Genomic DNA, 12,222 nt, shown 5'->3' with positions numbered 1-12,222 from the left:
TATGCGCCAAATGACAATTTTACTGTTCATTTTTAGCCTCATTGCCTGCAGTGCGCCAGTCAATAAAGTAAATTATTATATGCTCTATGTCCCAACTAAGGTGTCAGACCCATTTAGCCAAGCAAATAAAAGTATCAAGGTGAGACTGAACAAAATTGTGTTGGCGGACTACCTCAAGCAATCAGGCTTGAGCATGCAAATTAATCAAAACCAAATGTATTTTTCTCGACATGATTTGTGGGCCGAATCATTAGAGGCAGCCATCGCTAAGGTACTGTTGATTGACCTTAATCAAAGCGAGCACATGCAAATTATTGGATACAACTCGCCTTTATTAGAACAAAATATGATGGAACTAAATGTACAAATTGATCATTTTTATCCAACTGATCGTTCTACAGTGTTGGTCAGTGGTGCGTTTTGGATTACATCTGCCAAGGCAAAAAAGGAGTTAGAGCAGCCTTTTTTCTTCCAGCTTCCCCTTAGTAAAGATGGCTTTACTCATGCGGTTGAGCAACAAAGAGCCCTGTTACAACTTGTTGCTCAGCAAATTCAACAAGAACTCAGCAAACTCGATAGTTAAAAGAGAATCACGTCAATAATGAAGTTAGAGCAGCTCATCAGAAATTATCTGAATACCGGTACCAATAGGAATAACGATCCTGAAAAAAACCAACAAATTCTTGTTGCCAACTTATTTGGTTTTATTGGTTATACCTTAACCTTGATCATGGGCTTAGCCGCCGTGATTCGGCAAGACAACCTGCTCGCTACTGTTTTATTGATTGCCTCTACATTGTTTTTCACATCTCGCCTCATATTGGTCAATAAACGTTTAAAAAATGCTTATCGAGTATCTGGCAGTTTAGTCACTATTTCTTTGATGCTTTTGATGGTGTATTTAATTTTCGCTGGGGGAGTGCATGGAACCGGTCCCTTATGGATTTATATTGTTCCACCCGTAGCGTTATTTTTTGGTGGTCTACGTAAAGGTACCCGAAACATTGGTCTGTTTATTTTAGCAATTAGTTTTATGTTGTTTTATCCAAACAATGCGTTGTTAGCGGCAAGTTATAGTTTTGAGTTTAAGTCGCGCCTACTCTACTCATTTCTCACCGTAAGCCTCCTTTTTGCTTTTTACGAATATTCTCGTCAAAAATCCTACAAGCAAAGTTTACAAATTAGCCGCAAGTTCGAAAACCAGGCTCGGGTTGATTTGCTTTCTGGTTTACTTAACCGAAGAGGTATGTCGGAGGTATTAGAGGCTGAATTTTCGCGCGCTATTCGCCATAAAAAAGAATTAAGTTTAATCATGTGTGACATTGATCATTTTAAAATAATCAACGACCAATCTGGACATCAAATTGGTGACCAAGTCATTGAACAAATAGCGCAAACGTTCAAAACGGCGCTACGCCAACATGATAATGTGGCGCGTTGGGGAGGTGAGGAATATCTATTTTTGTTGCCTGAAACCAACGAGCAGCAAGCTTTTATTATTGCCGAAAAACTGCGTACCACCATCGCAGAAAAACACTTTTACGACAACGGTCGGCCCTTCAACGTCACTGTTAGCATGGGTGTTTATCAGGTCAACCCAAGTGACTCTATCAACCATGCGATAACCCTCGCAGATAAAGGGCTTTATCAAGCAAAAAATTCTGGCCGAAACCGCAGCGTCATCCACGTAGAACAATCCATTTAACGCTATATAGTGATTTCATAAGGTAAACATGTCCTCAAGACACAGCAGAAACTTTAACGAAGGGCCCATCAACTGGCGTATATTTAAACAGCTATGGCCTTATTTGTTAGAATTTAGACAACGAGTAGCGCTTGCCCTGCTGTGCTTAGTAGGAGCCAAAGTCGCCAGTATCGGTTTACCTTTTGTGTTGAAGCATACGGTTGACGCACTCAATACCCCGAGCGTTCAACAAGAGTTGATTTTGGTGCCCTTTGCTTTAGTTATTGCATACGGAGTATTCAGGCTCATAAACGTGTTACTAGGTGAAGTGCGTGATACCCTATTTGGCCGTGTGACAGAGCGCGCAATGCGGCGACTCGGTCTGCAGGTATTTGAGCATTTACACCGGCTAGATTTAGATTTTCATTTAAATAGACAAACGGGTGGGCTTTCCAGAGACATGGAGCGCGGCACCAGCGGCATCAGTTTTTTAATGCGCTTTTTAGTGTTTAATATAGTGCCTACCCTGCTAGAAATTATCATTGTTATCGGTGTCCTGTTTTACAACTATGGGATCAGCTTTGCACTCATTATCTTAGTTTCGGTGATTGTCTACATTGGTTTCTCCTTTAAAGTGACTGATTGGCGCACACAATACGTGCGCCAAGCGAATCAAGCTGACTCTCAGAGCAGTTCGAGAGCCATTGATAGCCTACTTAATTACGAAACCGTAAAGTATTTTAATAATGAGCATTATGAAACAAGCCGCTACGACAACGATTTAGAGAATTGGGAAAGCGCTCGGCGAAAAAACCGCTTGTCGTTATTTGCGCTAAACGGTGGACAAGCAACAATTATTGCACTGGCGATGACCAGTATGATGGCCATGGCGGCATATCAAGTGGCCCACAAGCAAATGACTATCGGTGATTTTGTATTGATTAACGCCTTCACCATGCAAATTTTTATGCCCCTAAATTTCTTAGGCTTTGTTTATCGTGAAATCCGTAGTTCGTTAGCGAACATAGAAAACCTGTTCGATTTACTGGCCAAAGTGCCGCATATAAGCGACCCCCCAACGGCACCGCACTTAAACGTCTCGGCGGGTAAAATCGAGTTTAAACAGATTAGCTTCCACTACCATGAGGACAGAGCGATACTCAAACAGGTGAGCTTTGACATCAAACCCGGTCAAAAAGTCGCAGTGGTGGGTGAAAGCGGTGCAGGTAAATCAACCTTAGTTAAATTACTCTTTCGATTTTACGATGTTAAAAGTGGTGGGATTTACATTGATGGACAAAATATCAAAAACGTTAACCAGCATTCTTTGCGCCAAAGTATCGGGATCGTGCCGCAAGATACTGTGTTATTTAATGATAGTATTTTTGAAAACATTCGCTATGGACGGCCAGAAGCAAGTAATGAAGAAGTACAGGAAGCCATTAAACTAGCGCATTTACAGACTTTTATTCAATCGCTGCCTCTTGGCACAGAGACCCAAGTGGGCGAACGGGGGTTAAAGCTTTCTGGTGGCGAAAAACAGCGAGTTGCTATTGCACGTACCATACTCAAGCGCCCCCCCATTTTAGTATTTGATGAAGCCACATCATCACTAGATAGCCAATCTGAACAATCTATTTTACAAGCATTACGAGAAATAGCTGATGGTCATACAAGCCTGGTGATTGCTCACCGCCTGTCTACTATCATCGATGCTGACAACATTGTCGTGATGCACAAGGGCGGCATTGTAGAACAAGGGACGCATTCCGAGTTGCTGGCCCATGGGGGGCGCTACGCTCACTTGTGGAATACCCAACAAAATAGCAGTAAAACAGAGGCTAAAGATGGATAATGAAGCACTGATTGAAGCCATTAATCAAACCATGCCGTTTGGCAAATATGCAGGACGAAAGTTACTTAATTTACCTGAACCTTATCTCGTCTGGTTTCAAAAACAAGGATTTCCCGCAGGTAAATTAGGTCAACAATTAGCATTAATGTATGAGGTCAAGCTCAACGGACTCGAGTCTATGTTAGCGCCTTTACTGCGCGAATAAGCGAGGTATGTGACCAATGAGAGCAAGACGCCCCTTACGCAAAGGAAGTATTACTCATTCCTTTGTTGATCAACAAATCAGTATTTTACACAAGGCGATGGCAGAAAAAATTGTCGACAATCCAAGCCTAGTCGAACAAGTAAAGCTCACCCTTGAAGAACGATTAGAAAATGGCACCTTGCGCTACGGCGCATTTTTAACTTGGCAGTGTATTTTAGAGCACGTAAACGACAAAGACACCTTTGTGGCAGCAGTATTAGAAGATTCACCTCTTATGAAAAAATATCGACGAAAGACCCCTTTCGTGGGGATATTAAGTGAAGAAGAACGCCAACAAGCACTGCTGTCTTTAGAAACAAATTAAAAAAATCGACATCATTGTAACTGCCCCGCTCCCTCGGTAGCTTCTCATCCAAAACTGTACTATGGTGATGTTCTGAATTGACTTGGTGGATAAGTAACGTTTTCATGCACGGCGAAATAGCTGAATCAAGCTACACCCAAGAAATAACAAACCTAGTCAAACGCATAGTGAATCGCAGCTCACTGCAAACGTCACTGTATGAACAAGCATCACACTATTTCCAACACTATCAAACCAACAAGGAAAATCTAGAAAAACTGAGCTTAAGTGTACAAGCGAGTCAAACAGCACTTGCACAGGGTAACTTTACCAATAAACAAAAACTCAGCACTGAACTTGAGGCAGCACAGGCTTTACTTTTACAAGAACAGCAAAATCAAAAACAAGAGAAACAAAAGCGTTATGACAGTTTATTTCATACCAGTGAATCGCTAGTTTTATTAAGCGAAGCCAGTGACCAGCAAGAAACCCTGACTAACAGCGCTAAGCTACTCGGTACACTGCTATTATTGTCGCCTCACGAGGGCAGTAAGTTGGCCATTCAACATCAAAAGTTAAAGCCTGTTTACAAGGCTGTTCTGGCTCTTCGTTTGTTAGATAAGTTGTTGGTCGATAACCACATTGCGACGAATTACATTTTACAAAAACAGGCATTAGGACAACGGTACAGCGCGACTGGCTTACAATTAAGTCAATTTCAACATGACGTTTGTATACCGATTGTTATTGCGGCGCTGATACAAGATATCGGACTACAACATCCCCAAGCTCAGCACATATTAAAAGGAGAAAACGGCGATTTGGATGAATTTCGTGTACTTAAAAATGAAGAGCGATTGTCGTTGTTAAAAATCAATTATCAACAAACCCTCGATTATTTGGTGCATGGCATTGGGCTGGGCAACTATAACGGCAACTCTAAAGAGGAAAAAAGTCAATTTGATACCACAGAAATACATCGACAAAAATTTATCACCATTCTGCTAAATGACTCTATAAAACCCAAACAAGTTGAAGGGCACTTATTAAAAATTCCACAAATTTATGCCTCTGTGATATTTTCAACCAAACCAGATCCAAGCCTCGCAAATCTACCTAAGGCAACACTCGTATTGGAAAAAGCAGCAGAAATAAAGTCTATTTCAGCCCAATACACCAAAAGCTTTATTCAAATGGTTGGCCATTTTCCACAAGGATTTGGTGTAACTTATATACCTAAAGATGACGATGGTCACGATTTAGACCGCTACGAATACGCCATTGTATGCGCACTTAACCCTGTAAATTCTTTTGCCCCGATTTGCCGCACTGCGACACGGCATTTAACCTTTAATTCAGCGGGGAAAATGCTCGTTGTACCGGTGAGTAATAATCTCTATTTTGCCACAACCCGGAAAAAGTTTGCCAAAATCAGCCCTAATCGTTTAAATGAAATATTAAGCCAACTCTGTTCAAACTTTGAAGAGCGTAAAAACTTGGAACTCATCCCAAGTCACTGGAACCCTTACACTTATTTTGGCTATAAAAAATTCCAGAATTTATGGAAGAAGGCGAATTGAAACATAGCCCTAGGTCCTAGATGATTAGTGATGCTAATTTTCATGTCTTTTAATCACCCAAAGTAAATCATTCATATAGTGTGGCGGCTGCCTGCAGCCATTAGTCCGCGCTTACTGAGTGATAACGAAGAGGACTAAGACACAGAATCGTGTTAATGAAATAAATCGCCCGTAGGGTCGCTTGCGATGGGTCCCCTTTGGGGTTCCGATTTATGTAATTTACTCGATTATGGGTTGTGTCATTGGGGTCTTACTGCCTTTCGCGGCGAGCGAACCTTGCGGGAGCATAGTGCTTTTGCGATTAGTACCAAAGCTAAAAAATCCTAGCTCTGACGGGTACCCCCCATTACTAATAGGGGGGTATCTTTTACCAGCTTTTAGAATGTCGAAGTACGGTTTAAAAAGAGCCTTGGTGTAATGCTTATTGGTAAAAATTAATCCAGTGTTCCGGTAAACAGCAAGATTTAGGAATTATTCCGTCTTTCCAGAACACTCTTTTTTTTAAATTGGAAATATATTTAACCTGTACAGATAGTTAGATGCCGTGTTAAAAAAGAACAATGTAGAAAGGCGGAATAAATCCGTGTTTAGCAACCGCGATTAAACACGGAACTTTTCCGGACATTAATATTGTTAGGTGCCAAGGAGTTAGTTTGCCAACTTGGGTATATTTTTACGTTCTACTCATTGTACTTGGAACGTTATTTAATTTATTTGACAAAAATCGACTTAAGGCAATTTACCAACCATTTGGAGAAGTTTTAAATGCTTCTTGTTGCATATTAATATTTTTGCTCGCATACAATGTGATTGAGTCGGAGAACAAAGTAGTTATTAGCTCTCTTTGCTTCTTATTTACTTTCGGGTGGTCTGGCTGGGCATACCAAAAATCATTTAGCCGTAAAAATTTTATTGATGAAATTCATAAGGCAGAACTTGAAACAGAACAAGAATTAAAAGACAAACTAGGTGATGACTTTGAACCACAATATGATTTTGATAGAGTTCAGTTAACCGCAAATTTATTTTATGTTGGGACAATCCTATTGGTAATTGCTATAGGTTCACCTTTGTTCTATGCATATTGGTTAACAATTCAAGTATAGGCACCTAACAAGTCATTGCAGCAGGACAAATAACAGTTGGCTTTGCTCCTGCGTCGCGATTTTAGCCAACAATTATTTGCCTCTGAATGAGGCGTTAGCTGCCACGGCGCAGTAATGCACAACATCCTGTACATGTTCCCATTTTCAGTCTAAACTTGTCCCATATAATGTACAAGAGGGGTGCAAAATGAGAATTGTCTCTTTTACCGAAGCACGAAATGGTCTAAAAGCCGTTTTGGACAATGTAATCAACGATGCAGATACAACAGTAATCACTCGTCGTGACTCTGAGGATGCTGTTGTAATGTCATTAGATTACTACAACAGCCTTATGGAAACCGTTCATCTACTTCGTTCTCCAGCGAACGCTGAACACTTAAATCGTTCAATAGCACAGTTTAAAGCGGCAAAAACGATCCAGCGAGAACTTATTGATGAGTAACAGGTTGTTATCATGGACTGATGAAGCTTGGAATAGTTACGTTTATTGGCAGACTCAAGACAAGAAAACCTTAAAACGTATCAATAAGTTAATTTCGGATGTTAAGCGTTCTCCATTTGATGGAATTGGAAAACCGGAACCTCTTAAAGAAAATCTTTCAGGTTTCTGGTCCCGCAGAATAGATGACACCAACCGTTTGGTATATGCCGTGGACGATACCTCAATTACGATTATCTCGTGTCGTTACCATTACTAGTAAGTGGCAGCTAACAATCAAATTAAGTCGCTCGCTGGCTCGCTGGGATACAAACATGACGGCTGTGGCACTTCGTTCCGATTATAGCCGCCATGTTTGTACCCCTTATTTGGGTGTTAAGTTGATAATCGAACATAGGAAGTATGATGCAAGGAAGTATAGTTCGCTGGAATGATGATCGAGGATTTGGATTCATCTCATCGAAAGAAATAAAAGGTGATGTGTTTGCTCATATCTCTCAGTTTAAGAAAGGGTATCGAAGACCAAAAGTTGGTGATGCCGTATTATTTCAAGTTGTGAATGAAAATGGCAAACAAAATGCTAAATTAATATCTTTAATTGGTGTTAAACCTAATCCAAAAGATAAACCTTCATTAACATCAAATATTATTAGTATTCTTTTTATAATGCTTATCGCCTTTATCGTTTATTCATTTGTAATTAAGCCTAAGCTTTATCCTGCATATGAAGAAATGGGATTTAGTTGTGAGGGTAAAACTCACTGTAGTCAGATGATATCTTGTGATGAAGCGAAATATTATCTAGCTCATTGCCCAAATGTAAAAATAGACGGCAATAATGATGGAGAGCCTTGTGAGAGGCAACTCTGCAATAGTAGTTGGTAAATCAACTTAACAAGTTGCTTAAACGGACGCAAACAGCGCGCCGTTGCTTTGAGCGTTAATTTACTAAGCGCAGCCAATCTATCGCCACAATAAAAAACAAAAACAACATAACGCATTGATAAATAACGATATTCCAGACATAAAAAAAGACGCCTAAGCGTCTTTTTTCATTTGAATCTTATCTTAGCGACGAAGACCTAAACGTTCAATCAGAGTCTGATAACGCTCGGCATTCTTACTTTTCAAATAATCAAGCAATTTACGACGTTGGCTTACCATGCGTAACAAACCACGACGTGAATGGTGATCTTTCTTATGCTTTGAAAAGTGGCCTTGTAATTTATTGATGTTGTTAGTCAATAAAGCAACTTGTACTTCAGGTGAACCTGTATCACCTTCTTTAACACCAAAATCAGCTAAAATCTTTGCACTTTCTACGTTAGTTAGTGACATATTTTTCTCCAATGTATGACCGGCGCTAACCGGAATATTTAAACAAACCTGCCAATCACTAATTCAGCAAGTCAAAAAGAGCGCGTATTATAGCGATGAAAACAAAGATAGCAAGGCCAACAAAGCAGTTTAAGCCATTACTTTAGGCGTTTTTAATCAATATTAACTAAAAGCCTGTAAGCATTAAAATTACAGTGTAATAAAGAGATCTATTTGCAAAAAATTAGCAAACTTGTTGTATATTCAGATATTCCATAGGGTTTCAGTTATTAAAGGTATTGTTATGAAAAAAAGTGTTGCCACGATATTGCTGTGTTTAGTGAATCTTTTCGCTTTTGCACAGGAAGAACCCGCCCCTCTTCCACCTGTGGATGAAAAATACATGGGCGTACACCCCATGGTTTTGGTCAGTAACGGCTCTCGTATTTACGCCTCTGTAATGCCTACTTATGAAGAACCTCGAAATGTACAGCTTATTTATGACCTAGATAATACTAATCTACCTTTATTAAATTTAGTGCGTGACGCTGATTTAGTGACCATAGTACCAAGCGCTTTTAACCTTGAGCATCTTATACGCGGCGAAAGACTTACTATCAATGCTGATGTTTATATGGGACATTTTCAACGAGGTGGAATGCTGACTTATAAAAATATCGAAATTCTATTAGATAGCCAACTGTATTTACGAAAACTTGAGGAACTAGAGCAATCACATATTAGGCAAAAATATGAAAGCGCTCTGTTGCCAAACAATCAACGTTTATTAGTGCATCAAATTCAAGCTGCACCTAGCTATGATCAAATTATTTTATTATTCGACGATGTAACTTGTATCACGGAATTTGTGAGTAAATCGGCAGTACCAAGCGCAAATGAAACTTATCGAAAACTTGGCTTTTGCGGCTCAATGAAGCCACTTTACTATGAATATCAAGACTTTGAGAAATAACGCTATACTCGTTGCGATTTCAAGATGATTAAATTTCGTGCAAACAGTTATTTGTTCAGACTATTACGTGAACTAAACGAAATTGCCCTACTCTATTAATATGACAAACTTGTGACAAAATGCGCTTGCTTTTCTGTCACTTTGCCCCAAGCTTGTAATTGAGTCACCAAAGAAAATTGTATTCATTTAAAGCAAAAGGAAAACCTATGAAAATAAAGCTTTCTGGTCACCATGTTGATATTACCGATGCCGTCAAACAATACGTTGACGAAAAGTTTTCCAAAATCGAAAGTCATTTTCCCACTCTTATTTCTCTAGACATTATCGTAGCAAAAGAGCATGGCGAGTATGAGGTTGAAATTCGCACTAATTATGAAGGCAGCAAAATATCTGCCTCTGGTAGTGACGCAATAATGTATCCCGCATTAGCAAAAGCAGCGAAAAAACTCGATGCAGCACTTAGTCACCGCAAAGGACACTTAAAAGGTAAGCTTCATCAAAAGCCTACTTGCACCACGCCTGAAATTGCTCACGAAATAATCCAAGGTATGGATCTGAGCTAATCATCTGCTGATCATTGGGTTAAGTAATTGCGTTGTTAGTAATTTACTTAACCCCCTGTATCCTTAACCTGAGTGACAATCAAACTACCCTTCAGTACTCAGTTTGGCTAAGGTCTTCCATAGATCTAAGCCTGTCACTCCCAAGTTATGGTTCGCAAGTTTTACAATGCGACTTTCTCCCTTAGCATCAAAATTAATATCTTCTAAATTAAGTTGAATCAACTCGCCTGTTGCTAACTCGTTTTCCACGAGATGCTTAGGGATATAGCCCCAGCCACTGGCACTAAGTAACATTGATTTTTGTGCCCACAAATCGTTTGTGCGAACCTGTGATGGGGCCACATAGCCAAACAAGCCATCAAGGTCGAGATCAAACAACACGGTTTGGGGTTTTAATAGAGGCAAATGGTCGATTTCGCTAACAAAACGAGGCACCTGTTCCTTAAGTGGTAGTGCATTTTTATGAATTACCGTAATGATCTCAAATCGACTAAAAGGTAAGGTATCAAAATCAGCAAGTTCATAAAAACGGTCAATCCAAGGAGAGATAGCAATATCGCCCTTCCCCTCAATTAACCGCTTAATGGCACCTAAGTTACTTTCTGAACTTAGGTAAAATTCTGTTAAGGGAAAACGTTGCTGCACCTCACTGACCGCATTAAAAATAGGCAAGCTGTGACTAATAGTTTCGTACACTAGTTCAACTTTTCTCTCTAAGCCACTGGCTAAATGCACCGCGATAGCATCAATATGTACTTGTTGTTTAAGTAAAAATTCAAAATGTCGTAGTAACTTTTGACCCGCATCTGTCAAAGACAATCTATACTGTTCTCTATGCAATAGTTCCAGTTTTAACTCATCTTGTAATCGTTTAAGTGCAATGGATATTGCGGGTTGTGTTTTGTGTAACACTTTAGCCGCAGCCGAAATGCTGCCTAGCTGCGCCACAGTGACAAACATCTTAATTTGCTCAAGTGTCATATAAATTTAATTTAATTAATTGGTAAATCTAATTAAATATAATATAAATTCATATTACTTTATAGTAGGAATACTTATTTAAAGGAGTGGTGCCAGTGCGTCTTAACTTAGTTATTTTATCGATGATCTTTTCTACGGTTTTAATCAGTAGTTGTCAGGAGCAACCGAAAGAGGCGGCAGCACCGCAAGCCAAACTCGTCAAGGTTATTACATTGGTTGATGAAGGCTATGGTCAGTACCGTGATTTTCCAGCAATAGTGGAAGCCAGTGAGGACGCAATCTTAGCGTTTAGAGTCGCAGGGCAACTCAATAAACTGTTGGTCCTGCCTGGAGCGGAAGTCAAAGAAGGAGATGTTCTTGCCTCTCTTGACCCTACCGACTATCAGTTAGCCCTAGACAGTGCTCAAGCCAATTTTGATTTAGCATCGTCACAGTTTAAACGTTCAGAACAACTGCTGTCTCAACAACTTGTCTCTCGTGCTGGGTTTGATGAAGTGAAATCACAGCTTCAACTGACGCAGGCAGCGCTAAAGGTAGCGCAACAAAACTTAGCTTACACCAAGCTTATCGCCCCTTTTGATGGCCAAGTGGCCCAGCGCTTTGTGCAAAATTTCGAAAACATTACTGCTCAGCAGCCCATCGTGACCCTGCAAAAGATGCAGACGCTAGATATCGCTATCCAACTGCCAGAAGACTTTTTGTCGCATATTGATAAATCCACAAGATATCAACCCGAAGTGCATTTTGAAGCCAATAAAAGCGCCATCTTTCGCGCTAAATTAAAAGAATATGATACCGAAGCAAATGCAGCGACCAAAAGCTTTAAGGTGGTTTTTTCCATGCCAAGGCCAGAGGAGTTTAATGTGTTGCCCGGTATGTCGGCTACGGTCAAAGTTGAGCTTGATAAGGTCATGAAATCAAAAATAGACGGTTGGAAAATTCCAGCGTCTGCTTTTTTTGGGCAGAACCAAGACAAGCAAGAACTGAGCTATGTTTGGCGGGTCAATGAGCAAGACAAATTAGAAAAAGTGCAAGTCACGGTAAGCGGAATCACTGAGAGCGGCTTTACCGTGACATCTGGTTTACGTTTTGGTGATCGCATTGTCGCTGCAGGTGTGCAAATGCTTAACGAAGGTGACACCGTAAGAGTGTGGCAAAAAGAGCGAGGCTTGTAAC

General features: G+C 40.1%; 15 protein-coding genes. 13 read left to right on the top strand and 2 right to left on the bottom strand.

Annotation, left to right across the window (positions count from 1 at the left end):
- Nucleotide 1: 1 nt before the first annotated feature.
- From ACEN2L_RS09405 to ACEN2L_RS09360, 10 genes are all read left to right on the top strand, one after another.
- Entirely contained in the window at nt 2–583 is a 582-nt protein-coding gene (locus ACEN2L_RS09405) for a PqiC family protein (protein ID WP_441743406.1), read from the top strand.
- A gap of 18 nt (nt 584–601) precedes the next feature.
- Complete coding sequence (locus ACEN2L_RS09400; protein WP_441743405.1) at nt 602–1,705, top strand: diguanylate cyclase; 1,104 nt, start codon at nt 602–604, stop codon at nt 1,703–1,705.
- A 28-nt stretch (nt 1,706–1,733) separates the two neighbouring features.
- On the top strand, nt 1,734–3,539 hold the full coding sequence (locus ACEN2L_RS09395; protein WP_441743404.1) for an ABCB family ABC transporter ATP-binding protein/permease: 1,806 nt from the start codon (nt 1,734–1,736) through the stop codon (nt 3,537–3,539).
- Nucleotides 3,532–3,744, top strand: coding sequence for a DUF3820 family protein (locus ACEN2L_RS09390; RefSeq protein ID WP_306023176.1), 213 nt, complete (start codon nt 3,532–3,534; stop codon nt 3,742–3,744). Before ACEN2L_RS09395 ends, ACEN2L_RS09390 begins: the two co-directional genes overlap by 8 nt.
- Nucleotides 3,745–3,760: 16 nt before the next feature.
- Nucleotides 3,761–4,108 carry a hypothetical protein gene (locus ACEN2L_RS09385; RefSeq protein ID WP_441743403.1) on the top strand — a complete coding sequence of 116 codons (348 nt, stop codon included), beginning with the start codon at nt 3,761–3,763 and terminating at the stop codon, nt 4,106–4,108.
- Nucleotides 4,109–4,212: 104 nt separating this feature from the next.
- A complete protein-coding gene (locus tag ACEN2L_RS09380) occupies nt 4,213–5,667 on the top strand; it encodes a hypothetical protein (RefSeq protein ID WP_441743402.1) in 1,455 nt (484 codons plus the stop codon).
- A gap of 653 nt (nt 5,668–6,320) precedes the next feature.
- Nucleotides 6,321–6,773 carry a hypothetical protein gene (locus ACEN2L_RS09375; RefSeq protein WP_441743401.1) on the top strand — a complete coding sequence of 151 codons (453 nt, stop codon included), beginning with the start codon at nt 6,321–6,323 and terminating at the stop codon, nt 6,771–6,773.
- Nucleotides 6,774–6,960: 187 nt separating this feature from the next.
- Nucleotides 6,961–7,215 (top strand): type II toxin-antitoxin system Phd/YefM family antitoxin, encoded by a 255-nt coding sequence (locus ACEN2L_RS09370; protein WP_057794191.1) that lies wholly within the window; start codon nt 6,961–6,963, stop codon nt 7,213–7,215.
- Nucleotides 7,208–7,471: a Txe/YoeB family addiction module toxin gene (locus ACEN2L_RS09365; protein ID WP_057794193.1), complete on the top strand. Its 264-nt coding sequence runs from the start codon at nt 7,208–7,210 to the stop codon at nt 7,469–7,471. Before ACEN2L_RS09370 ends, ACEN2L_RS09365 begins: the two co-directional genes overlap by 8 nt.
- 143 nt (nt 7,472–7,614) lie before the next feature.
- Complete coding sequence (locus ACEN2L_RS09360; protein ID WP_441743400.1) at nt 7,615–8,097, top strand: cold shock domain-containing protein; 483 nt, start codon at nt 7,615–7,617, stop codon at nt 8,095–8,097.
- A gap of 183 nt (nt 8,098–8,280) precedes the next feature.
- Here ACEN2L_RS09360 and rpsO read toward each other — a convergent pair whose 3' ends face one another.
- Nucleotides 8,281–8,550 carry a 30S ribosomal protein S15 gene (rpsO, locus tag ACEN2L_RS09355; RefSeq protein WP_306023472.1) on the bottom strand — a complete coding sequence of 90 codons (270 nt, stop codon included), beginning with the start codon at nt 8,548–8,550 and terminating at the stop codon, nt 8,281–8,283.
- Between the two features lie 283 nt (nt 8,551–8,833).
- Here rpsO and ACEN2L_RS09350 point away from each other — a divergent pair, with 283 nt between their 5' ends.
- Both ACEN2L_RS09350 and hpf read left to right on the top strand, forming a co-directional pair.
- Nucleotides 8,834–9,502, top strand: coding sequence for a hypothetical protein (locus ACEN2L_RS09350; RefSeq protein ID WP_441743399.1), 669 nt, complete (start codon nt 8,834–8,836; stop codon nt 9,500–9,502).
- A 206-nt stretch (nt 9,503–9,708) separates the two neighbouring features.
- Nucleotides 9,709–10,065, top strand: coding sequence for a ribosome hibernation-promoting factor, HPF/YfiA family (gene hpf / locus ACEN2L_RS09345; protein WP_306023474.1), 357 nt, complete (start codon nt 9,709–9,711; stop codon nt 10,063–10,065).
- A gap of 84 nt (nt 10,066–10,149) precedes the next feature.
- On the opposite strand, the gene ACEN2L_RS09340 is transcribed toward hpf, so the two are convergent.
- A complete protein-coding gene (locus ACEN2L_RS09340) occupies nt 10,150–11,046 on the bottom strand; it encodes a LysR family transcriptional regulator (RefSeq protein ID WP_441743398.1) in 897 nt (298 codons plus the stop codon).
- A gap of 95 nt (nt 11,047–11,141) precedes the next feature.
- Between ACEN2L_RS09340 and ACEN2L_RS09335 the strand changes: the two genes are divergently transcribed.
- Complete coding sequence (locus ACEN2L_RS09335; protein ID WP_306023476.1) at nt 11,142–12,221, top strand: efflux RND transporter periplasmic adaptor subunit; 1,080 nt, start codon at nt 11,142–11,144, stop codon at nt 12,219–12,221.
- Nucleotide 12,222 lies beyond the last annotated feature (1 nt).

The sequence above is a fragment of the Flavobacterium sp. W21_SRS_FM6 genome (assembly GCF_052119645.1).
Lineage (GTDB): Bacteria > Pseudomonadota > Gammaproteobacteria > Enterobacterales > Alteromonadaceae > Paraglaciecola.
This window is presented reverse-complemented; position numbering and strand designations above follow the sequence as displayed.